This is a genomic window from Cupriavidus sp. 21MJTG02-4, from assembly GCF_057798975.1.
The window spans coordinates 224,024-245,836 of the sequence record NZ_JBYOJP010000004.1; the positions used below are offsets into that span (position 1 = coordinate 224,024).

17 protein-coding genes and 1 pseudogene are annotated in these 21,813 nt (G+C 66.7%); 9 read left to right on the top strand and 9 right to left on the bottom strand.

Annotated features, from left to right (window positions below):
- Positions 1-26: 26 nt before the first annotated feature.
- Positions 27-1,718, bottom strand: a complete 1,692-nt coding sequence (locus AC3FKH_RS10395; protein WP_488675238.1) for an MBL fold metallo-hydrolase — start codon at positions 1,716-1,718, stop codon at positions 27-29.
- A gap of 226 nt (positions 1,719-1,944) precedes the next feature.
- Between AC3FKH_RS10395 and AC3FKH_RS10400 the strand changes: the two genes are divergently transcribed.
- Positions 1,945-2,319 carry a short-chain fatty acid transporter gene (locus AC3FKH_RS10400; RefSeq protein ID WP_488675240.1) on the top strand — a complete coding sequence of 125 codons (375 nt, stop codon included), beginning with the start codon at positions 1,945-1,947 and terminating at the stop codon, positions 2,317-2,319.
- Between the two features lie 259 nt (positions 2,320-2,578).
- Positions 2,579-3,994: a DUF1254 domain-containing protein gene (locus AC3FKH_RS10405; protein ID WP_488675242.1), complete on the top strand. Its 1,416-nt coding sequence runs from the start codon at positions 2,579-2,581 to the stop codon at positions 3,992-3,994.
- Between the two features lie 78 nt (positions 3,995-4,072).
- Here the strand turns inward: AC3FKH_RS10405 and AC3FKH_RS10410 are convergent, their stop codons facing one another.
- Both AC3FKH_RS10410 and metE read right to left on the bottom strand, forming a co-directional pair.
- The gene (locus AC3FKH_RS10410; RefSeq protein WP_488675244.1) at positions 4,073-6,169 is read right to left on the bottom strand and encodes a TonB-dependent receptor family protein; all 2,097 of its coding nucleotides are present in this window, start codon (positions 6,167-6,169) and stop codon (positions 4,073-4,075) included.
- Between the two features lie 160 nt (positions 6,170-6,329).
- Positions 6,330-8,699 carry a 5-methyltetrahydropteroyltriglutamate--homocysteine S-methyltransferase gene (gene metE, locus AC3FKH_RS10415; protein WP_488675246.1) on the bottom strand — a complete coding sequence of 790 codons (2,370 nt, stop codon included), beginning with the start codon at positions 8,697-8,699 and terminating at the stop codon, positions 6,330-6,332.
- Between the two features lie 135 nt (positions 8,700-8,834).
- Here metE and AC3FKH_RS10420 point away from each other — a divergent pair, with 135 nt between their 5' ends.
- On the top strand, positions 8,835-9,752 hold the full coding sequence (locus tag AC3FKH_RS10420) for a LysR family transcriptional regulator (RefSeq protein ID WP_488675247.1): 918 nt from the start codon (positions 8,835-8,837) through the stop codon (positions 9,750-9,752).
- Positions 9,753-9,761: 9 nt separating this feature from the next.
- On the opposite strand, the gene AC3FKH_RS10425 is transcribed toward AC3FKH_RS10420, so the two are convergent.
- Entirely contained in the window at positions 9,762-10,082 is a 321-nt protein-coding gene (locus AC3FKH_RS10425) for an AsnC family transcriptional regulator (RefSeq protein ID WP_488675249.1), read from the bottom strand.
- Positions 10,083-10,235: 153 nt separating this feature from the next.
- On the opposite strand from AC3FKH_RS10425, the gene AC3FKH_RS10430 reads away from it, so the two are divergent.
- Both AC3FKH_RS10430 and ribA read left to right on the top strand, forming a co-directional pair.
- Positions 10,236-10,706: an Lrp/AsnC family transcriptional regulator gene (locus AC3FKH_RS10430; protein ID WP_488675251.1), complete on the top strand. Its 471-nt coding sequence runs from the start codon at positions 10,236-10,238 to the stop codon at positions 10,704-10,706.
- 154 nt (positions 10,707-10,860) lie between these two features.
- Positions 10,861-11,457 (top strand): GTP cyclohydrolase II, encoded by a 597-nt coding sequence (ribA, locus tag AC3FKH_RS10435; protein ID WP_483714250.1) that lies wholly within the window; start codon positions 10,861-10,863, stop codon positions 11,455-11,457.
- 101 nt (positions 11,458-11,558) lie between these two features.
- Here ribA and AC3FKH_RS10440 read toward each other — a convergent pair.
- Together AC3FKH_RS10440 and AC3FKH_RS10445 are read right to left on the bottom strand one after the other, a co-directional pair.
- Positions 11,559-11,735 (bottom strand): annotated as a pseudogene (locus AC3FKH_RS10440) (PIN domain-containing protein); the annotation flags it as partial.
- Entirely contained in the window at positions 11,732-12,196 is a 465-nt protein-coding gene (locus AC3FKH_RS10445; RefSeq protein WP_488675253.1) for a helix-turn-helix domain-containing protein, read from the bottom strand. The pseudogene AC3FKH_RS10440 and the gene AC3FKH_RS10445, both read right to left, overlap by 4 nt.
- 318 nt (positions 12,197-12,514) lie before the next feature.
- Here AC3FKH_RS10445 and uvrA point away from each other — a divergent pair, with 318 nt between their 5' ends.
- The 3 genes from uvrA to AC3FKH_RS10460 all read left to right on the top strand — a co-directional run bounded on the left by uvrA (position 12,515) and on the right by AC3FKH_RS10460 (position 19,725).
- Positions 12,515-18,388, top strand: coding sequence for an excinuclease ABC subunit UvrA (gene uvrA / locus AC3FKH_RS10450; protein WP_488675255.1), 5,874 nt, complete (start codon positions 12,515-12,517; stop codon positions 18,386-18,388).
- Between the two features lie 172 nt (positions 18,389-18,560).
- Positions 18,561-18,923 carry an endonuclease gene (locus AC3FKH_RS10455; RefSeq protein ID WP_488675257.1) on the top strand — a complete coding sequence of 121 codons (363 nt, stop codon included), beginning with the start codon at positions 18,561-18,563 and terminating at the stop codon, positions 18,921-18,923.
- Between the two features lie 103 nt (positions 18,924-19,026).
- The gene (locus AC3FKH_RS10460) at positions 19,027-19,725 is read left to right on the top strand and encodes a BON domain-containing protein (protein WP_488675259.1); all 699 of its coding nucleotides are present in this window, start codon (positions 19,027-19,029) and stop codon (positions 19,723-19,725) included.
- Between the two features lie 68 nt (positions 19,726-19,793).
- On the opposite strand, the gene AC3FKH_RS10465 is transcribed toward AC3FKH_RS10460, so the two are convergent.
- Genes AC3FKH_RS10465 through AC3FKH_RS10475 form a run of 3 tightly spaced genes read right to left on the bottom strand, consistent with a single transcriptional unit; the run spans position 19,794 to position 20,836 of the window.
- Entirely contained in the window at positions 19,794-20,198 is a 405-nt protein-coding gene (locus AC3FKH_RS10465; protein ID WP_488675261.1) for a hypothetical protein, read from the bottom strand.
- 33 nt (positions 20,199-20,231) lie between these two features.
- Positions 20,232-20,450, bottom strand: coding sequence for a hypothetical protein (locus AC3FKH_RS10470; RefSeq protein WP_488675263.1), 219 nt, complete (start codon positions 20,448-20,450; stop codon positions 20,232-20,234).
- Between the two features lie 14 nt (positions 20,451-20,464).
- Positions 20,465-20,836: a BON domain-containing protein gene (locus AC3FKH_RS10475; protein ID WP_488675265.1), complete on the bottom strand. Its 372-nt coding sequence runs from the start codon at positions 20,834-20,836 to the stop codon at positions 20,465-20,467.
- A gap of 388 nt (positions 20,837-21,224) precedes the next feature.
- Between AC3FKH_RS10475 and AC3FKH_RS10480 the strand changes: the two genes are divergently transcribed.
- A complete protein-coding gene (locus AC3FKH_RS10480; RefSeq protein WP_488675266.1) occupies positions 21,225-21,800 on the top strand; it encodes a malto-oligosyltrehalose synthase in 576 nt (191 codons plus the stop codon).
- Positions 21,801-21,813: the final 13 nt, after the last annotated feature.

Consider the following 21,813-nt stretch of genomic DNA (forward strand, 5'->3'; position numbering starts at 1 on the left):
GTCCGGCCCGGGGGCGCAGGCGCGGATCAGGCGGTTTGCCAGTGGCCCGCAGTTTCGATGGCCTTGCCGTCCGCCGCCAGCTTGAGCAGGTGCGCCAGCAGCGAACGCTGGGCCACCGGGTGCATGCGCTCCGGCACGTCGTCATAGACGCGCGGCAGCAGGGCCTCGATTGGGGCCGGGCCGAGATCGCGCAGCGCGTTGACGACCTTGGCCTCGCGATGCAGGCGATGCCGCATCAGCAGGCGGATGGCTTCCTGCGGGCGTGCGATCAGGAAGCCGTGGCCCGGCGCCAGCCATTCCAGGTCTTCTTCCTGCAGGGCGGCCAGCGAATCGATGTAGGCGCGCATATCGCCATCGGGCGGGGCAATCACGACCGTGGAACCCTGCATCACATGGTCGCCGGTGAAGAGGGTCTTTTCTTCCTCGAGCAAATAGCAAAGATGGTTCGACGCATGGCCCGGCGTATGGATGACGCGCAGCGTGCAATCGTCGCCAATGGCGAGGCGCTCGCCATGCTGCAGCTCGCGCGTGGCGACAAAGCCAGTGTCCTGCCATTGGGTCGCCGGTGCGGCCCGGCCGAGCACCATGGCGCCGGTGGCGGCCTGCAGCGCGGGGGTCGCGGGCGAATGGTCCAGATGCGTGTGCGTGACCACGATCCAGCGAATCGGGCCCGGCGCGGCCGCCAGCACGGCCTGGACATGGGCGGCATCATCGGGGCCCGGATCGATCACGGCCCACTCATTGCGTGCGCCACCGCCGACCAGGTAAGTATTGGTGCCGGGGCCTGTCATGACGCTGCCGTTATTGGCCGTGACGCGCCAGACCCGCTCCGATAGCTGCACGGGCTCGCCGGGGGCCAGCTCGTAACGCGCGTGGGTCCTGCCTTCCGGGTCGATGCGGCCGATCTCCGCATAGCTCGATTCGTTGGGCATGACCGGCCGCACGCCGGCCGCGCCGGTGGCCAGCCGCGGCATGATGCAGGCGATGTCGCGCAACTTCGCGGTGCTGGCAAAGCAGTCGTGCGCCGTCTCGAAGTGGGCAATAGACTGCAGCGTGCGGCGCGTGACATGCATCATCGGCAGGCCGCTGGCCGGGTCCGCGGCTTCGCCGGGGCGGATCCAGCGGTGCTCGACGATCTCCATGCCGTCGTGGATCGCGACCTGGCCGGTGGGCGCGATCGCGACGAAGAATCGCGTGTCGAAGCGCTTGGGCAGGCCGGGCGGCGTGAGCCAGTAGCTGTGGTAGGCCAGGCGGTCCGGCGCCAGCCGCAGGCCCAGTTCCGCGCAAGCGTGCGCCAGCCCGGGGCCGCCGCGCTGCACCGCCTGGCGCAGGAAGTCCTGCTGGGCGGCATCGAGGTGGCCCGGCGCCAGCATCTCGCCGTCGCGGTGGTAAGCCAGCAGCAAGCCGGCTTCTTCAAAGCATTCGCGCACGGCCGCCAGGTAGAAGTCCAGGCCCTTGGCCGGCAGGTTCAGGCGCTCGCTCGCAGCGGCATCGTCGAGCCCCGCGGCATGGCGATGCAGGGCCTCGTCTTGCGGATCCAGGGTGCCGCCAGGAAATACATAGGCGCCACTGCTGCGGTCGTTGGCACGCTCGACGCGGCGGACCAGCAGGATTTCCATGCCCTGCGCGCCATCGCGCACCACCAGCAGGCTGGCGGCGGCGCGCAACAGGGTGGACGGCTTGGCGGGCTGGATCGGGGTTGTCTCGGTCGTTGTCATTGTGTCGGCGCGCGGCGGGGCCGCGCGGCTGGATGTGGCAGGACCGGTCTGGCGCCGGTGCTAGGTTCGTGCGATGTTTCGTGGCAGGCAGCCCCATAGTGTAGCGGCGATGGCCGCTTCGCTCCGCCCCGGGGATTTCCGTATGGCCGCGCCGGTGCAGAGTTGTGCATTTGGCATTTCCGGCCAGGAAGACCTAATCTGATTGCTGTACTGCACTTTTAGGAGGATGTCCGCTGTGTCCCGAGCCTCGTACCTATGCCTCGCCTTCGCGTTGCTGCTGGCCGCTTGCGAGACGCCGCCGCAGCTGGCGACCCGGCCCGCGTCGCACCCGGCGCCGGAGCCCAGGATCGTGCCGAAGGTGGCAGCCGACGCTTGCGAGCAGGCCGTTACCAGCAATGTGAAAAGGGGACACCCCGAGCCCGGCAGCCTCTTCCTGCTGGAAGACCGCGAACAGGTCAGCCCGCGCCCCGGCGGCATGGCCGCAGTCACGGGCGAAGGCACGTTCGAACCGGACAACAGCCAGGCCTCGATCGGATTCCGCTTCACCTGCCTCTACAACGGGCGCACGGCCCGCGTCGACGACGTGCAGCTGCGCTATTGAGGCCCTCGCGGCAGACCTTTCGCGAAGGTCTGCGCACCGGATTGCAATCTGTTGCAGCAGGCCTACAGTTGATGGGCAAGGGCGCCCTTCCGGCGCCGCTTGGTTCGCTTCCCCTCGCATCCCCGCTTCATAGGAATTGACACATACAGGGTGGGCGGACATGATTCGGTCGGAATAGATGCGCCTCCGGGGTAACTTGGCTCACGCCATGGTCGACCCCGCAAGAAGGCCGCCAAGAACAAATCAGGGAATCGGGGTCATGAATCCTTCCATCCGCCATATGGCGGGCGTCGCGGCGCTCGCCCTCCTGCTCGGCGCCTGCTCCACCACGCATGAACCTGTCGCGACGGTTGCCGCCGAGCAGCCGCCGTCGAACCAGGCCATGAAGGCGCTGTCCGCCGAAGTCTTCACCTACGCCTACCCGCTGGTGCTGATGGACGTGACGCGCGAGCTGATGAGCCTGCGCACGCCGCCCAATACCTTCAGCCACAAGCGCACCTTCCCGGACGCCAGCTTCACCGAAGTGGTCACCCCCAATGCCGACACGCTGTATTCGTCGGCCTGGCTGGACCTGTCCAAGGAGCCGGTGGTGCTGTCGGTGCCCGACACCCGCGGCCGCTACTACCTGATGCCGCTGATGGACGCGTGGACCAACGTCTTCGCCTCGCCCGGCAAGCGCACCACCGGCACGCAGCGCGGCAACTTCGTCATCACCGGTCCGGGCTGGGAAGGTCCGCTGCCCAAGGGCATGAAGCAGATCAAGTCGCCCACGGCCATGGTCTGGCTGATCGGGCGCACCCAGGCCAACGGCAAGAAGGATTTCCCTGCCGTGCACCGCCTGCAGGACCAGTACCGGCTGACGCCGCTGTCCGCGTGGCAGATGGGCGTACGCGCGGCGCCGGTGAAGCCGGCAGCGCCTTCGCCGACGCTGGACACGCAATCCCCGCCGGTCGAGCAGGTCGCGGCCATGGACGCGCAGGCGTTCTTCAGCCGCTTTGCAAGCCTGTTGCCCGCCAATCCGCCCGCCCCGGCGGACGCCCCCATGGTGGAGAAAATTCGCCGCATGGGGCTGGAGCCGGGCGTGCCGTTCAAGACCACGGTGCTTGAACCCGCCACCGCGCGGGCCGTGCAGGAAGGCGCGACCGCGGCGCTGCAGGGGATCTACGAGATGTCCCGCCGCGGCAACGCCGACGCCGGCAATGGCTGGGTCATGCACCGGGACCTGGGCAACTACGGTGCCAACTACGGGCGCCGCGCGGTCACTGCCATGGTCGGGCTTGGCGCCAACCTGCCGGAAGATGCGATCTATGCCTCGACCCGGACCGACGCCGCGGGCAAGTCGCTGCAGGGCAGTACCAGCTATGTCCTGCACTTCGCCAAGGACCAGCTGCCGCCCGCCAAGGCATTTTGGTCGCTGTCGCTGTACAACCAGCGCCAGGCCTTCGTCGAGAACCCCATCGGGCGCTATGCCATCGGCAGCCGCGACCGCCTGCGCTACAACCGCGACGGCTCGCTCGATATCTATATCCAGCATGAGCGTCCCGAACGCGGCAGGGTGGCCAACTGGCTGCCGGCCCCGCCCGATGCGCTCAACATGACCCTGCGCGCGTACTGGCCGGAGCAGGCGCTGCTCGACGGCACGTGGATGCCGCCTCCGGTGGAACGCGCAAACTGATGCCGTTGCTGGCCGCAAAAGAAAAGGCCGCGTCCCGGGGACGCGGCCTTTTTACCTGGATTTGCCGCAGCAATCCGGTCAGAACTTGTAGCGCACGCCTGCATAGAGCGCGCGCCCGGTGCCGGGATAGAACACTGCCGTATTGGCCGTGCGCGCATCGGTGACCGTGCTGAAATCGCTCACGTAGCGCTTGTTGCCAAGGTTGCGCGCATCCAGGAAGACCGTCAGGCCCTGCTTGAAGTCGTAGCTGGCTTGCACGCCAAACAGCACGTACGATGGCACCTTCAGGGTGTTCGCGTAGTCGACGAAGGCGCCCGTCGGCACCCAGTCGATCGTGCCGGCGATGCGCAGCCCCGACGCCTGGCTGTACGCGAGCGTGGTGCGCAGCACGTGCTGGGGCACGCCGGCAATGCGGTTGTTGCCGTATTGCGGATCGTTGTCGAAGCGGAAATCACTGTAGTTCCACAGTTGCGACAGCGTGACCTTGTCGGCCGTGGTGGCGACGTTCTGCAGCAGGTCGGCGCTCAAGCCCAGTTCCACGCCCTGCAGCGTGGTGCGGTTGGCATTGAAGGTGGCGGCCGGTACGTTGGGGTTGGTCGTGTACTGCAGCAACTGGTCGCGCACCAGCGAGCGGTACAGCGTGAGATCCCAGGCCAGGCGCTCGCGGCGCCCGCGCGTGCCCAGCTCCAGGGTCCAGCCGTGCTGTGCGGAGAGCGGGACGAATTGCGTGGTGGTGCTGATGGTCTGGTTCAGGTCAGTGAAATCCGGCACATCGGCGCTGCGCGTGATGTCGGCAAAGGCCTGCACGTCCTTGACGGGCTCCCACAGCACGCCGAACTTGGGGTTCACGCCGCTGTAGCTGGTGTCGTCGGCCTTGGGCACGGGGTTGGCGGCCAGGCCGCCGAAGTCCTTGTAGCGGCGCTCGTTGTAGTAGGCCTTGGCACCGGCCATCAGCGCGACGGTGGGCACCACGTAGAGGCGGTCTTCCAGGTAGGCCTCGTAGTTGTAGGCATCCTGCCTGGCATCGAGCGTCTGGGCGCCGCGGTTGCCCGAGACGTTGACGTACTGGCGCGCGTCATTGTTGCCGCCGAAGAACCTGGCCCCGGCGATGACCTGGTTGCGCATGCCGCCTACCGTCTGCGTGCCGGTATAGCGCGGCGCGAAGCCATAGGTCCAGTAGTCCTGGTCGACGACCTGGAAGATCGGGTGGTACAGGCTCTTGTGGATGACCCACGTGGAGAAATCGAGCTGGCCGCTGTCGAGCTTGACCGTGGTGACGTTGGCCAGCCGCTCGGTACGCGTATTGCGCGCCTGGTCGCCGGCCAGCGCGCTGGCGGACGCCTTGGTCGGGGTGTTCAACGCCTCTTGCAGCGACAGCGTGCCGGGCAGGAGCTGGTCCACGACATAAGCGCCGACATAGAAGCGGGTTTCGACCGTCGGGCTGAAGCGATAGCCGAAGTTGGCGTTGAGCTGCTCATACTGCCCGCGCTCGTGGTCCCGATAGCCTTCCGAGTGGTCCACGCTCAGGTTGGCGAGGAAATCGAAGTTGCCGTTCTGGCGGGAGACCTGGCCGGCCGCGCGCACGGTGCCGAAGCTGCCGCCGTCGACGCGCACCTGGTTGGGCGCCTCCACCGTGGAGGCCGTAGGCGTGGTGAAATTGATGGCGCCCCCGAGCGTGGAACTGCCGTACGCCAGGCCGTTGCCGCCCTTGTAGACCTCGGCCGCGCTCAGGCCGATCGGGTCGATCTGGTAGAAGTCGCCGCTGCCATCGGCGAAGTTGGTCGGCACGCCGTCCTGCAGGATCTCCAGGCCGCGCGTGTGGAAGCCGCGCGCAATGCCGGAGCCGCGGATCGAAAGCCGCAATTCCTGGCCGTAGCGCTCCTGCACGTAGACGCCGGGGGCGTCCTTGAGGACATCGCGCAAGTTGCTGGCGTAGGTGTTGGCGTAGCTTTCCGCATCGACAAAGCCGACCGAGCCGGCCGACTGGTACAGCGTTTCGCGCTGCCTGGCTACGCCCGGCGCGGTCAGCGAGCCTTCGGCCTTGGCCGTGGCGGTGACAGTGGGCAGCGTGACCGGCTCCGCACCGGTGACAGGAACGGACTGCGCAATGGCAGCGCCGGTCAATGCGGCGGCTGGCAGCGCTGCAGCACGCCGCCAGTGTCTGGCTCTTCTCATGATTTCCCTTTGCCGGCACATCGGCATCCGCCAGGAACGGACGCCGGTGCTCTGAGTGTAATTCGACAGCCGGCAAGGATACGGAGCACGGGCCGCTACGGCTATGTGACACAGCGCCGCACAGGCGGCGCCGCGGTCACAGTCCGGGGCCGGGCGGCGCTCAGGCCGCACGCGCGTTGCAGCCGCAGTCCGCGCTGTGACGATGTGCCGCCGGCACCGCCTGCTGGCGCGATACGCGCTGCCATGCCGGTGCGTCGTGGCCGGCCAGGCGGCTGCGCAGCTTGCGGGCCGCCGACACCATATTGGCCAGCGCGGCCTCGGTTTCTTCCCAGCCGCGCGTCTTCAATCCGCAGTCGGGGTTGACCCACAGGCGCTGCGGCGGCACGACTTCGCAGGCGCGGTCGAGCAGCGTTTCCATGGCCTCCACCGACGGTACGCGGGGCGAGTGGATGTCATAGACGCCCGGTCCGATCTCGTTCGGGTAATCGAAATCGCCGAACCCTTCCAGCAGTTCCATGGCTGAGCGCGAGGTCTCGATAGTGATCACGTCCGCGTCCATGGCAGCGATCGACGGCAGGATGTCATTGAACTCCGCATAGCACATATGGGTGTGGATCTGGGTCTGGTCCGCCACGCCAGCTGCCGACAGCCGGAAGGCATTTACTGCCCAGGCCAGGTAGGCATCCCAGTCGGCGCGGCGCAGCGGCAGGCCCTCGCGCAGCGCCGGCTCGTCGATCTGGATCACGCGGATGCCGGCCTGCTCCAGGTCGCACACCTCGTCGCGGATCGCCAGTGCCAGCTGGCGCGCGGTATCGGCACGCGGCTGGTCGTCGCGCACGAACGACCACTGCAGCATGGTGACCGGGCCGGTCAGCATGCCTTTCATCGGGCGGTCGGTCAGCGACTGGGCATAGCGCGCCGTGTCCACGGTCATCGGCTCGGGACGGTACACGTCGCCGTAGATGACGGGCGGCTTGACGCAGCGCGAGCCGTAGCTCTGCACCCATCCGTTTTCCGTGAAGGCGTAGCCGCACAGCTGCTCGCCGAAGTATTCGACCATGTCGTTGCGCTCGGCTTCGCCGTGGACCAGCACGTCCAGGCCCAGCGCTTCCTGCTTGCGCACGGCCAACTCGATGTCGCCACGGATGCGCTGCAAGTACTCCAGCGCACCGATGTCGCCGCGCTTGAACGCTGCACGGGTCTGGCGGATGGCGGCGGTCTGCGGGAACGAGCCGATCGTGGTGGTGGGCAGCAGCGGCAGTTGCAGGGACGGGCGCTGGCGTTCGATACGCGCATCGAACGGACTGGCGCGCTCGGCCATGTCAGGCGTGACTGCGGCCAGGCGCTGCTGCACACGCGGATTGACCACGCGGCGCGACTGGCGGCGCGAAGCCTGGACCGCGGCCGATGCATCGAGGTGGGCGGCGACGGTGGCCTCGCCCTGGTTCAGCGCCGTGCCCAGCACGCGCAGTTCGCCAAGCTTCTCCGTGGCAAAGGCCAGCCACGATTTCAGCTCGGCATCGAGGCGCACTTCATGTTCGAGCGATACCGGCACATGCAGCAGGGAGCACGACGGCGCGACCCACAGGCGCTCGCCCAGTTCGGCGTGCAACGGCCGCAGCGTGTCGAGCGCACGGCGCAGGTCGGTACGCCAGATATTGCGGCCGTCGATCACGCCGACGGACAGCACGGCATTGGCGGGAAGCGCCTGGCGCCAGGCGTCGAGCTGGGCCGGTGCGCGTACCAGGTCGATATGGAAGCCTTGCACGGGCAGCGTGGCCGCGCGGGCGGCATGATCGGCCGCGCTGTCGAAATAGGTGGCCAGCAGCAGCTTCACGCCGGATTGGGCCAGCAAGGCGTAGGCCTGGTCAAAGGCGTTCAGCCAGTCCGCGTCGAGGTCCAGGCTCAGCGCCGGCTCGTCGATCTGCACCCACTCGATGCCACGGGCCTTCAGGCGGGCAAGAATGCGCTGGTAGGCCTGCGCCAGTTGCGGCAGCAGCGACAGCTTGCCGAACCCCGCTTCATGCGTCTTGGACAGCCACAAATAGGTGACCGGCCCGATCAGCACCGGCCGCGCCTTCAGGCCAAGCGCCAGCGCTTCTTCAATCTCCTCGAAGAACCAGTCAGGGCCGCCGTCGAAGCGGGTGGCCGAGTCCAGTTCGGGCACCAGGTAGTGATAGTTCGTATCGAACCACTTGGTCATTTCCATCGCCGGCTGCTCGCGGTTGCCACGGGCCAGTTCAAAGTACTGGGCCAGCGTCAGGCCGGCCGCATCAAAGCCGAAGCGGCGCGGCAGCGCGCCAAGCAGCGTAGTCAGGCTCAGCATCTGGTCGTAGTACGCGAAGTCGCCCGTGGCGACCGTGTCCAGGCCGCTGTCCGCCTGCAGTTGCCAGTGGCGGCTGCGCAGCGTGGCCGCCACCGTGCGCAGGTCCGCTTCCGTGCTTTCGCCGCGCCAGAACGATTCCTGTGCGAATTTCAGTTCTCGGCGCGCGCCAATGCGCGGAAATCCAAGGATGTGTGTGCGTGCCATGACGATGCTCCCAAAGGTCTTGTCTGGCGCACAGTGTCGGTTTCACCGTAAAATGAATCAAGCGACATGTTTTAAACAAAGTATGAATCTATTTCATATCAGGAGCCGGCAGCTTGCCGGCGCAAGGGGCCAGCGGTGATCGAGGTCAGGCATTTCCGCTCGCTGGTGGCGATCGCGGAATCGGGCAAGCTGGCGACAGCCGCCGAGCGCGTGCACGTGAGCCAGTCGGCGCTGTCCCACCAGATCAAGGCGATCGAGGCGCACTACGGGCTGCCGCTGTTCGACCGCACGCGCCAGGGGCTGCGCTTCACGCCAGCGGGCGAACGCCTGCTGGCGCTGGCGCGCGAGGTGCTGGCCGCCGTCAGTGCAGCCGATCGCGATATCGAGCGGCTCAAGGGCGATACACGAGGCGAGCTGCGGGTAGTGCTGGAGTGCCACACCTGCTTTGACTGGCTGATGCCGGTGATGGACGAGTTCCGCCGGCGCTGGCCGGAAGTGGAAGTCGACCTCGTGGCGGGCTTTCACGCGGATCCGATCGCCTTGCTGGGCGAAGGGCGGGCCGACATGGTGATCGGCTCCATGCCGGCGACGCGACGCGGTCTGGAAGTCGCGCCGCTGTTCCGCTTCGAGATCCTGGCCGTGCTGGCCAACGAGCATCGGCTGCGCAACAAGCGGCGTATCGAGGCGGCCGACCTGGAGGGTGAGACGCTGATCACCTATCCGGTGCCCGAGGCGCGTATCGACCTGATCCGCGAGGTGCTGGAACCGGCGGGAATCCACCTGCAGCGGCGTACCGCCGAGCTGACCGTGGCCGTGCTTCAACTGGTCGCCAGCCGGCGCGGCGTGGCGGCGTTGCCGAACTGGGGCGTGAAGAACTACGTCGACCACGATTACGTGCTGGCCAAACGCATTGGGACGAAAGGGCTGTGGAGCGAGTTGTACGCCACGGTTCCGGCCGCCATCTCGCAGCGGCCCTATGTGGCGGACTTCGTGTCGATCGTCCGGGATATCTGCGCCGCCCAACTGGACGGCATCGAGTTGCTGCCGGTTTGAAGCGGCAAGTCAGGCGTGCAGGGCCAGGGCGGATGCGAAGGTAGCCGGGACGGCGGCGTAGTCGCCGGGTTCGTCGTCCCCGAAATCCGCCGTCAAGACCTCCACGTCCATGCCGTTGCCAAGGCGTCGGACGAAGAGGTGCAGCAGGTCGGCATCGGCCGCGGTCAGCGTGGCATTTGCCCGATGCCGGGCGGAGGCATCAAATTGCAACTGCTGCAGGGACAGGCCAGTGCGGCGCGCATTGGCCAGGACCCATTCCATGGCGCCAAGCAGATCATCGTCGCTCAGGCGGAGATCGAGTTGCAGGGTCGGTCGTGAGGTGGCGGGCATGTGACGTGGGAAGCAAGGGTATCGGTCAGGTAAATTTACCAGCCGGCCGGCAAAATGAGCTTCTGAAATTCCTGCAAAATGGCGACTTATGGAGAAGAATCATCTTCATGAAATAGAATACCCAAAAGATGATCCCTTTTATGGAGATATTCCGTGCCATCTGTCCCCAAGCTCGACGAAATCGACCGCCGCATCCTGCGCGAATTGCGGCGCGATGGCCGGTTGTCGAATGCCAGGCTCGCGGAGCAGGTTGGCCTGTCCGCCACGCCGTGCTGGAACCGCGTGCGCGCGCTGGAGGAAAGCGGCGTGATCGAAGGCTATGCGGCGCTGCTGAACCAGAAGGCGCTGGGCCTGCCGGATACGGTCCTGATCGAGGTCACGCTGGAGCGCCATGACGACGAAATGTTCGACCGTTTCGGCAAGGCGCTGGCCGAATTGCCGGAAGTGCTGGAGGCCCATCTGCTGACGGGCGAGTATGACTACCTGATCAAGGTAGCCGTGGCCGGCACCGAGGGGTATGAGGAGTTCCTGCGGCACAAGCTCTACAAGCTGCCGGGGCTGCGCCACAGCCATTCGACCTTCATATTGCGCACCTTGAAAAGAGAGCCATCCGTCGCGCCATAGGCCGATTCCGGCCACATGGATCAGGCCATTGCAGGCTTCTGAACAAGGCGTTCAAAGCGCCTGTGGGCGCCGTCGGCAAGCGCCAAGATACAATTCCGCTCATAATATCGAGCGGCGCCGGCCTGGCCGGCCCCTGATTTCCTTGAATACCGGTATGAACGACACAGAAATTACGCTGATCGATTCGGCGCGCCTGCCCACCCGATTCGGCGAATTCACCGCACACGCCTTCAAGGGCGTAGATTCGGGCACCGAGCACCTTGCCCTCAGCGTGGGAGACATCACGGGCGAAGATGTGCTGATCCGCATGCATTCGGAGTGCCTGACCGGTGACGTGTTCGGATCCTGTCGCTGCGATTGCGGCCCACAACTGGAACTGGCGATGGAGAAGATCGCCGCCGAAGGGCGCGGCATCCTGCTGTACCTGCGTGGACACGAAGGCCGTGGCATCGGCCTGGCCGAGAAGATCCGCGCCTACGCGCTGCAAGACACCGGGCTCGATACGGTCGACGCCAACCTGGCACTCGGCCAGGCCATCGACGCACGCAACTATGCGTTCGCCGCCGACCTGCTGCACCAGTGGGGCGTGAAGTCCGTGCGCCTGATGAGCAATAACCCCCTCAAGGCCGATGCACTCGAGAAGGCCGGCATCGTCGTGAAAGAGCAGTTGCGGCATATCGTCCCTGCCAACGCCGAAAACGAAAAATACCTGGCGACCAAGCGGTCACGGATGGGACATTTGCTGGACTGAGCATTGCGCCGGGCCGGCTGCAAGGTTGGCCCGTAGGGTTGCACACCGCGCACCGTGCGCGGCAGGCCTTGCCTTAGCAAGGTTTCCAGATAGCTTGAGAGCTGGCTGCGCGACTCCGGCCGGTTCTTCAGCAGATTGCGTTTCCATTCCTCATGGATGCGCGCGGTCCAGCGCGCGCGGAAGCGCCCCGAAAGCGCCAGCCAAACGAGCAAATCGCGCAGCGGCGCCGGGTAGAGGACGCAGGCATCGTACAAGACCGTAAATGTGGAATGCCTCACTCGTAGCCCATTCCCAATGCTTGTGCCTGTGCCGCGAGCTCGGTCATTGCATCGGTACTGACCCGATCGCGTTTTTGCTTGTACTCCATCAGGTCGTGAAAACGCACTCGCCGGTGCTTGCCGGTCTTGTGGAAGGGCAGCGCGCCGTCTTCAAGCAGTTTGACCAGGTACGGCCGCGAGACATTGAGCAGATCGGCCGCTTCCTGGGTGGTCAGTTCCGCATGAACCGGAACGACCTGCACGGCGTTGCCGTCGGCCAGTTGAGCCAGGATATCCACCAGCAGCCGGAGCGCGGTGGTCGGCAACTCGATCTGATGGGGTTCATTCCTGTCGTCGAAGATCTGGATCTTCTGAATATCGAAGCCGGTCGCCAGGTAGGCGGCCAGCATGCGCTGGCCCAGTCCGGCGGCCTGGACTTCCTTTTCTCCGGGAAGGCTCATGGTAGTCAGGTTGGCGGTCATTTTCGGAATCTCGTAGGTTTCAGCGGCAGCCCACACACTCTATTCGAAACAAACGAAATTCGCAATAAACGAAACGCACCGAGTTGTCGATGACGTCACGATAGTGCTTTCCGCTGATGCCGCAAGAAGCGTGTCTTGTTCCTTTCCAGAGTGTTAAACTGTATGGATATACAGTGGTTGGGCGGCGCGGGTTCCGCGAGCTTGGAGTGGCCCCGAAAGGGCGTGCATGCGCTCGCCCACCGCTGTGCTAAGGTATTTTTCTCGCGCGGCCCGGCACGCCCGTTGGCCGACTAACTATTTGATCCAAAAGAGAAAAACGTGTCGAGCAAGCAGCTGATCCGTATTCGGGGCGCCCGCCAGCACAACCTCAAGGATGTCGACCTCGATCTCCGCCCCGGCGAGATGACTGTGGTGACCGGCCCCTCCGGGTCGGGCAAGTCCAGCCTGGTGTTCGACACACTCTATGCGGAGGGCCAGCGGCGCTACGTGGAAACGTTCAGCGCCTACGCGCGCCAGTTCCTCGACCGCATGGACCGTCCGCAGGTGGAGCGCGTGGATGGCGTCCCGCCGGCCATTGCGATCGACCAGACCAACCCGGTGCGCAGTTCGCGCTCGACGGTCGGGACGATGACCGAGCTGAACGACCACCTGAAGCTGCTCTATGCGCGCGCCGCGGAACTGTTCGACCGGCAGACCGCACAGCCCGTGCGGCACGATTCGCCGGAAACGATCTATGCGGAACTGCTCTCCCGCACGGCCGACGGCCAGCCGCACCACGATGCGCGCCTGGTCGTGACGTTCCCGGTCGAGCTGCCGGAGTCGACCACCGAAGAGGAAGTCCAGCAATGGCTGTCGGTCAGCGGCTATACGCGCGTGCAGGCGCAGCGCGTGGTCGAATCGCCGACCGGGACGCGCAAGATGCTCGACGTGGTGGCCGATCGCTTCCGCATCGGGTCGGTCGAAAAGGAGCGCGCGGTGGAAGCGATCGAAGCCTCGCTGCGGCGTGGCGGCGGCCGCGTCAACATCTATGTCCTGGCCGAGGAAGGCGAGGGCCCCATCTGGCGCTTTTCCACTGGGCTGCACAGCCCCGACAGCGACTTGCGCTATGCCGATCCGCAGCCGGCGCTGTTCTCGTTCAACTCCGCCTATGGGGCCTGCGAGACCTGCCGCGGGTTTGGCCGCGTGATCGGCGTGGACCTCGGGCTGGTCATTCCGGACGTGCGCAAAAGCCTGCGCCAGGGCGCCATCAAGCCGATGCAGACGCCGGCGTGGAAGGAGTGCCAGGACGACCTGATGCGCTACGCCATCAAGGCCGACATCCCGCGCGACACGCCGTGGTCGGAGCTGACCGATGCCCAGCGTCACTGGGTCGTGCATGGCTCGCCCGACTGGAATGGCCAGTGGAACAAGCAGTGGTACGGCGTCATGCGCTTCTTCAGCTACCTGGAGTCCAAGGCGTACAAGATGCATATCCGCGTGCTGCTGTCCAAGTACCGCAGCTACACGCCGTGCGAAACCTGTGGCGGCGCGCGCCTGAAGACCGAATCGCTGCTGTGGCGGCTGGGCTCGAAGGACAATGCCGACACCGTGCTGGCGCCGGACCGGCGCTTCCTGCCGCGCGGCGTGGACTGGGACCGCACGCAGCTCGAGGCATTGCCCGGCCTGACCGTGCATGACCTGATGCTGATGCCGATCGCGCGCATCCGCCGTTTCTTCGATGACCTGACGCTATCGAGCAGCATGCTCGACGATGCGCTCAAGCTGCTGCTGGCCGAAGTCCGCACACGACTTAGGTATTTGTGCGACGTGGGCCTGGGCTACCTGACGCTCGACCGCCAGAGCCGCACGCTGTCCGGCGGCGAGGTCCAGCGCATCAACCTGACCACGGCACTCGGCACCTCGCTGGTCAACACGCTGTTCGTGCTGGACGAGCCTAGCATCGGCCTGCACCCGCGCGACCTGAACCGCATTGTCGGGGCCATGCACCGCCTGCGCGATGCCGGCAACACGCTCGTGGTGGTCGAACACGACCCGTCGGTGATGCTGGCCGCCGACCGACTGATCGACATGGGCCCCGGCCCGGGCGAACGTGGTGGCACCATCATCTTCGATGGCACGCCCAAGGACATCCGCGCCGCGGGCACGCTCACCGGCGACTACCTGGGCGGACGCAAGCGCGTGGCCGACGCTTCGCACTGGCAGCGTCGCCCGGTGGATGACACCGTGCCGCGCATCGTGCTGGAAGGCGCGACCGAGCACAACCTGCAGGACGTGACGGTGGACATCCCCCTGCAGCGGCTGGTGTGCGTGACAGGCGTGTCCGGTTCGGGCAAATCCACGCTGCTGCAGGACGTGCTGTATCCCGCCATGGCGCGCCATTTCGGCAAGGCCACGGAATCGCCCGGCGCGCACCGCGCGCTGCGTGGCGCGGACCTCGTCGATGACGTGGTGTTCGTCGACCAGTCGCCGATCGGCAAGACCGCGCGTTCCAATCCGGCCAGCTACGTGGGCGCATTCGACGAGATCCGGAAGATCTTCGCCAAGGCGCCGATGGCGATACAGCGCAGCTATACGGCCGGCACCTTCAGCTTTAACTCGGGCGACGGGCGCTGCCCGACCTGCGGCGGCTCGGGCTTCGAGCACGTCGAGATGCAATTCCTCAGCGACGTCTACCTGCGCTGCCCGGATTGCGACGGCACCCGCTACCGTCCCGAAGTGCTGGAGGTGAAGATCGAGCGCACCGTGCCGGGGCAGCCGCCGCGCGCGCTGAGCGTGGCCGACGTGCTCGAACTGACCGTGTCCGAGGCCGCCACCTATTTCGCCGGCGACGCGGCGGTGCTGCGCGTGCTGCAACCCATCGTCGATGTCGGCCTCGAGTACGTGAAGCTCGGCCAGCCCGTGCCGACGCTGTCGGGCGGCGAGGCGCAGCGCCTCAAGCTCGCGGGCTTCCTGGCCGAAGCCGCGCAGGCGGCGCAGCCCAAGGGCCGGGTGATCCGTCCTGACACATCGCCCAAGCGCCTGTTCATGTTCGACGAGCCCACCACGGGCCTCCATTTCGACGACATCGCCAAGCTGATGCGCGCGTTCGGCAAGCTGCTGGACGGCGGCCACTCGCTGGTGGTGATCGAGCACAACCTTGACGTGGTCCGCGCCGCCGACTGGCTGATCGACCTCGGCCCGGAAGGTGGCGATGCCGGCGGCCGGGTGGTCTGCACGGGCACGCCGGACGATGTCAAGGGCTGCGCGGAGTCGCATACCGGCCAGGCGCTGATCCACTACGACGCCGCGCTGGGCGAGGCCGGGACGCTGGCCGCCGAGCGCGCCGAAAGCGACGGCGTGCCGCTGCAAGCCGCACTGCAGGCCCGGCGCGCACGCCGCGTGATCGAAGGCGAGGACGTGGTGCGCATCGTCAACGCGCACGAACATAACCTGAAATCGCTCAACGTCGATATTCCGCACGGCAAGTTCAACGTGGTGACAGGCGTGTCGGGTTCGGGCAAGTCGACGCTCGCGTTCGACATCCTGTTCCACGAAGGGCAGCGCCGCTACCTGGAGTCGCTCAATGCCTATGCGCGTTCGATCGTGCAGCCGGCGGGCCGCCCGGAGGTCGATGCGGTCTACGGCATTCCGCCGACCGTTGCGATCGAGCAGCGCCTGTCGCGCGGCGGCCGCAAGAGCACGGTCGCGACCACGTCGGAAGTCTGGCACTTCCTGCGCTTGCTGTATGTGAAGCTGGGCATTCAGCACTGCGTGCATGACGGCGCGCCAGTGACCTCGCAAAGTCCTGACTCCATCGCGGCTCAGCTTCTGCGCGACCATCGCGGCGAGCATGTCGGCTTCCTCGCGCCGCTGGTGGTGAACCGCAAGGGCGTCTATACGGATCTTGCCAAATGGGCGAAGGCGCGCGGCAACACGCACCTGCGCGTGGACGGCGAATTCCTGCCGGTCGATCCATGGCCACGTCTGGACCGCTTCCGCGAGCACACCATCGAGCTGCCCGTGGGCGACCTGGTGATTTCGCCCGACAACGAAGGGCAGTTGCGCGCCTTGCTCGCGCAAGCGCTCGAAGCCGGCAAGGGCGTGATGCACCTGCTGGCGCCGCTCGACGGCCTGCACGACGCCATGCATGGCGGCGACGGCACCGCGCATGTGGGCGAGGTCAAGGTATTCTCGACCAGGCGCGCCTGCCCCGTCTGCGGCACCAGCTACCCCGAGCTGGACCCGCGCATGTTCTCGTACAACAGCAAGCATGGCTGGTGCACCACCTGCGTGGGCACGGGCCTGACGCTCACGCGCGAGCAGCGCGCGGTGTTCGACGACACCGTACTGGCCGGCGATGACCGCGGCCGCGAGCAGAGCCTGCCGTCCGAGGAGCAGGAGCCGGAAGGCGTGGGCGATACCCCATGCCCGGACTGCCACGGTACGCGCCTGAACCTGGTCGCGCGCGCCGTGACGTTCGACGAGAACGCGATTGTCGACGTGGCGCAGTGGACGGTGTCGGACACCCGCCGCTGGGTCGATGGCCTGCGCCTCACCGGACGCGACGCCGACATTGCGCGCGATGTCATCAGCGAGATCGGCAGCCGCCTGCAGTTCCTGGAGGAAGTCGGGCTTGGCTACCTGAGCCTGGACCGTGCCGCGCCGAGCCTGTCCGGCGGCGAGGCACAGCGCATCCGCCTGGCCGCGCAGCTCGGCAGCAACTTGCAGGGGGTGTGCTATGTGCTGGACGAACCGACCATCGGCCTGCACCCGCGCGACAACAAGATCCTGCTCGATGCGCTGCGCAAGCTCGGCGACAAGGGCAATACGCTGGTGGTCGTGGAGCACGACGAAGACACCATCCGTCGTGCCGACCACATCATCGATATCGGTCCGGGCGCGGGCAAGCGTGGCGGCACGCTGGTGGCGCAGGGCGGTGTGGCGGACCTGGCCGCCGCCGCGGATTCCACCACAGGGCAGTTCCTGGCCCGGCCCATGGTCCATCCGCTGCAGGCGCGGCGCACGGTCAGGCCCGGCGCGGCCGGCAAGCCCGCCGATCCGCCCGAATGGCTGACCGTCCACGGGGCGTCGCTGCACAACCTGCGCGATGTCACGGCGCGCGTTCCGCTGGCGCGCCTGGTCGCGATCACCGGCGTCAGCGGTTCGGGCAAGTCTACCTTGGCGCGCGATGTGCTGATGACCAACCTGCTCGATGCGGTGGGCCGTTCGGTGATGTCGTCGCCGGCCACGCGCCGCGCACGCAATGCCGCGCAGCAGGCGGCCGGCGCCAAGGGCGCCCGGACAGAGAAGAAGGCGCTGAAGGTCGAGCACGACTGGTACGGCTGCGACGCGATCACGGGTTGGGAATCGATCGACCGCGTGCTGGAGGTCGACCAGACCCCCATTGGCAAGACGCCGCGCTCGTGTCCGGCCACGTATATCGGTGTGTGGGACACCATTCGCCGCCTGTTCGCCGACACGCTGGAAGCGCGTGCGCGCGGCTACACCGCGTCGCGCTTCTCGTTCAATACGGGCGACGGCCGGTGCCCGGCCTGCGAGGGCCAGGGCGTGCGCACCATCGGCATGAGCTTCCTGCCGGACGTCAAGGTGCCATGCGATGTCTGCCACGGCCAGCGCTTCAACCCCGAGACCCTGGCCGTGACCTGGCGCGGCAAGAACATCGGCGAAGTGCTGACGATGGAGATCGACGAAGCGGTGGAGTTTTTCTCCGCGATGTCGAACATCGCTCATCCGCTGCAGCTGATGAAGGACGTGGGCCTGGGCTACCTGACGCTCGGCCAGCCGTCCCCCACGCTGTCGGGGGGCGAAGCGCAGCGCATCAAGCTGGTCACGGAACTGAGCAAGGTGCGCGATGACATCACGCGGCGCGGGCAGAAGGCGCCCCATACGCTGTACGTACTGGACGAGCCGACCGTAGGCCTTCACATGGCCGACGTGGCGCGCCTGATCCGCGTGCTGCACCGGCTCACCGACGGTGGTCACAGCGTGGTGGTGATCGAGCATGACCTCGACGTGATCGCCGAGGCCGACTGGATCATCGACCTGGGCCCCGAAGGCGGCGCAGGCGGCGGCACCATTGTCGGCGCGACCGATCCGGAGTCGCTGTCGCGCCTGCCCGCCAGCCACACCGGGGCGGCGCTGGTGCCCGTGCTGGCACGTACCGAGGAGCCGGCACGCGCCAGCGTCGGCTGAAAGCCGGCATGCCGATGCCTCGACAGGGTCGTCCGGCGGCCCTGTCGAGACAGTTCCGGGTTCTGCTTCCGGATTAGGTGCACCACTTGCACCACTTCACCTCCGCGCCGGGCATGCCTTTCGCTAGAGAAAGGCGACACGCGCGCACTGTTGCACGCGAACGGAGGTAACCATGAAGCATCTACGACCGAGCCGCGCCTTATGGGCCGCGGTGCTCGCCGCGGCGGCGATTCCTGCCATGGCACAGACGCCCGCAGCGCCGCGCGACCCCTATACGCAGGGCGCACGCGTAGGCGACAAGTTCGATCCTTATACGCAGGGCACCAATGCGACGACGCGCCAGGACCTGGCTCCCGAATCGCAGCCTTCCACCATGCCGGCACAGCCTGGCGCCATGCCGATGCAACCAGACGTCAATATGCCGGGCACCATGCAGCAGCGGATGCCTGACCCGTATGGCAACGGCGCGCAGTGGATCAGCCCGGACCTTGGCCGGCCCATGGGGCGCCCAAGCAACTTCCTGGACGGGGCCTGAGTGTCCCGGGGCGGCCGCTGACGCGTCGCCGCCTCACGTGGTCGTTCTTACCGCTGCTTGAAATCATTGCCATGGCGCCGGCGCAGGCAAAGGAGATCAACCAATGAGACGAAGCGATTATCCCGATCGCCGCCGTGATGACGACTTCCCGCGCGGCGATGACGATTACCTGCGCAGGCCGGCCCAGCGCAAGTACGGCAGCAATGAGCAGGGCTACAGCAATTTGCCGGCGCATGCGCGCAGCGAACGCATGCGCCATCTGTCCGCACAGCATGGCAACCCTGAAGAGCGGTTGCCGCGCGAAGCCGGGCGTGGCATGGAGGACCGGCAGGAAGGCATGCGCGATGAGCGGTGGTGGGGCGGCGAATATGCCGAAGGGTGGAACAGACCCCGGTACGGGGCTCCCATGCGCCACCAGTACGAGGATGCCCGCCTTGATCCGCGCCAGGAGCCGGGCCGCTATCTCCAGTGCGGGATCGATGAACAACGCGAGCGGGAGCGCCAACGCCGCCAGTACGGGCGCGGCGACCCGGGATACCGCCGCGGCGAAGGCCCGCGCAACTATCAGCGCGCCGATGACCGCATCCACGACGATGTGTGCACGCGGCTCGCGCATGAACACGGGCTCGATGTGAGCGAAGTAACGGTCCATGTCCACGACGGCGTGGTGACGATGGAGGGCACGGTGAACGACCGGCGCAGCAAGTACGAGATTGAAGACGTTGCGGAGTCGGTGTTCGGCGTACGCGATGTGCGAAACCATATCCACGTGCACCGCTACGGCATGCTGGCGTCGGAGTAGGCCGTTTTCACTCGACCTGAAGCCATCACTGAAGCGCCCCGGCGATGCCGGGGCGCTTTTACTTTTATCTAGCCGATTTTCGGTGGCGAAGGCGGACGCTCCTCACGTTCGTCGGTGCGGTCGGCCTTGTCGACCGGTACGTCAGCGGGCAGGCGCTCCACCGCTCGCTCGACGTCTTCGCTGATCAGTTCCTCGGGAAGCGCTTCTTCGTCGGGCGGCTCATGGCGATCATGGTCGATCTGCTTCAGTTCGGCGTCGATATCCTCGGCCGGCTCGGTCAGGTCAGGGTCGAGCGTGCTGGGCACATTGCCGCCCGTCGCCTCCCTGGCCTCCCTGGAACTGCGCGCGTCGCTGCGCTTGCGTTCCTCATTGCGCGCGCGCGTGGACGCGCTGGGGGCGCTGCCGGGTTGCGGGCGTGACGCCGCGGACGCCCGCTTGTCGGCGCGTCCTCCGGTTCGTACGGTCTTGCTCATCCTGCTCTCCGGTTGCTTTCAGATTTCAGATGTTCAGGTGTTCTCGACCGGCGGCTCCTTGGCTTCGGGATTGCCACCGCGACGCACTGACGGCGGCTCGCCGTTTTCGTCGGGAACGTCATGCTCGCGTTCCACGTTGCGGCGGGGCTCACGGCCGGGCTTGCCGCGCTCATGGTCGACATCGGGACCCTTGTGGGTGGACCGCTTCAGGTCATGCTGGTTGTCGTGCTCGTGCTGACGGTGCGTATGCATTGTCGCTGGCCTCCTCAAAAGTGGTCGGTGCGGGCCTTCATTTCATCGGATACCGCGGTGACGCCGCGGACGCCGCGAGCCATGTCCATTACCCGCGCGCGTTGCGCGTCGTCGCGCACAGTGCCCTCGAGCCGCACCACGCCGTCGGTCGTGCTGACGCGGATATTGGCGGGGTCGATGGCCCGGCTTGACGCCAGCCGCGCCCGGACTTCCGTGGTGATGTCACGGTCACTGCTGGCCTGGGTGTCACGGGGTTCGGCGGTCCGGCCAGGCGATGAGGGCACTGCGACCGGATCGGTAGGCGCGGCCTGGATAGCGCTGCCGGCGAACAGCAGCGCGGCTGCAACGGCTGGCGTGGCAAGCTTGGCGCGCAGACATGTGTTCATGGCGAGTCCTCCGGATGACGGGCAGCCCGTGCTCCAGGCGACATGCAGCGACAGCCGCGGCCACGGCCGCATGACCCGGCACCGGGCCGGCCCTTGCCCCTATCTCTGCAAGCTTCATTCCTGCGCCAACTACAACGCAGGCGCTCGCCCAGATGGCGCGAACGCCGCAGCGCTGCAGTACTTTTTACCGCGGCTGAAGAAACTGCATGGGCGTCGGGACAGGCGGCAGGAAGGTGGTGGCGCCGACGCGCGGCGCCCCCGGATGTGGCGCGGCAATTGCGTGCAGCCGCGTCTATAGTGAAGAACGATGCTGGCCTTGAACGTTCGCGGGGTGACGTCCAGGCGGCCGGCCCGGGGGAAAAAGCGGCTCACCGATTGGGAGGAAGCTATGCATCTGGCCGCCGTCCTGTCTTCCCTTGTTCTCGCCTCGTCCGTGGCGGTGTCGTCGACTCCGGTCGAGCGGCAACTGCTTGCCATGACGCCGTCGGCCTTCTCGCAGCGCTTCAACACCGTCGCGCATGACACTGGCTCGGGGCTGACGCTTCCTTCCTTCAAGGTCAAATCGGGTTGGCACCGGGCCGCGCCAAGCACAGGTGTCTCGGTGCTGGTGCGCGCAAGCCAGTCCGGCTATGCGCTCGACGAGGTGGTAGTGGTCTGCCAGGAAGTGGAGCGCTGCTTCCTGACCATCTGCACAGCGGCCCTGGCGATCGACAACTCGATCGATCCGCGCTTGCTGCAACGCTTCATCGTCGCACGCATCTCCACCGAACTCGGCGAGGTTGGCCTGGTGATGTCGGGCCTGGCGTACATCGTCGTCACGCCGAAGGAGGACGACTACGTGGCGCTGGTGATCCGGCCGTACCTGCCGCAGCAGCAGGGCGCATCGCCCACCGAGGCGCGGGCGGACCCACCGCTCACGCCCCTCGCTCGCCAGCGCACGCCGGGTATCGCGCGCGCCTTGTGAAGGGCAGCGCCTG

What these genes read in the sequence shown, in the direction of transcription:
- AC3FKH_RS10470 (WP_488675263.1), bottom strand. Translation starts at nt 20,450, where the DNA reads ATGCATACGCACCGTCAGCACGAGCACGACAACCAGCATGACCTGAAG.
- metE (WP_488675246.1), bottom strand. Translation starts at nt 8,699, where the DNA reads ATGGCACGCACACACATCCTTGGATTTCCGCGCATTGGCGCGCGCCGA.
- AC3FKH_RS10405 (WP_488675242.1), top strand. Translation starts at nt 2,579, where the DNA reads ATGAATCCTTCCATCCGCCATATGGCGGGCGTCGCGGCGCTCGCCCTC.
- AC3FKH_RS10460 (WP_488675259.1), top strand. Translation starts at nt 19,027, where the DNA reads ATGAGACGAAGCGATTATCCCGATCGCCGCCGTGATGACGACTTCCCG.
- ribA (WP_483714250.1), top strand. Translation starts at nt 10,861, where the DNA reads ATGAACGACACAGAAATTACGCTGATCGATTCGGCGCGCCTGCCCACC.
- AC3FKH_RS10475 (WP_488675265.1), bottom strand. Translation starts at nt 20,836, where the DNA reads ATGAACACATGTCTGCGCGCCAAGCTTGCCACGCCAGCCGTTGCAGCC.
- AC3FKH_RS10445 (WP_488675253.1), bottom strand. Translation starts at nt 12,196, where the DNA reads ATGACCGCCAACCTGACTACCATGAGCCTTCCCGGAGAAAAGGAAGTC.
- AC3FKH_RS10395 (WP_488675238.1), bottom strand. Translation starts at nt 1,718, where the DNA reads ATGACAACGACCGAGACAACCCCGATCCAGCCCGCCAAGCCGTCCACC.
- AC3FKH_RS10455 (WP_488675257.1), top strand. Translation starts at nt 18,561, where the DNA reads ATGAAGCATCTACGACCGAGCCGCGCCTTATGGGCCGCGGTGCTCGCC.
- AC3FKH_RS10465 (WP_488675261.1), bottom strand. Translation starts at nt 20,198, where the DNA reads ATGAGCAAGACCGTACGAACCGGAGGACGCGCCGACAAGCGGGCGTCC.
- AC3FKH_RS10400 (WP_488675240.1), top strand. Translation starts at nt 1,945, where the DNA reads ATGTCCGCTGTGTCCCGAGCCTCGTACCTATGCCTCGCCTTCGCGTTG.
- AC3FKH_RS10425 (WP_488675249.1), bottom strand. Translation starts at nt 10,082, where the DNA reads ATGCCCGCCACCTCACGACCGACCCTGCAACTCGATCTCCGCCTGAGC.
- AC3FKH_RS10480 (WP_488675266.1), top strand. Translation starts at nt 21,225, where the DNA reads ATGCATCTGGCCGCCGTCCTGTCTTCCCTTGTTCTCGCCTCGTCCGTG.
- AC3FKH_RS10410 (WP_488675244.1), bottom strand. Translation starts at nt 6,169, where the DNA reads ATGAGAAGAGCCAGACACTGGCGGCGTGCTGCAGCGCTGCCAGCCGCC.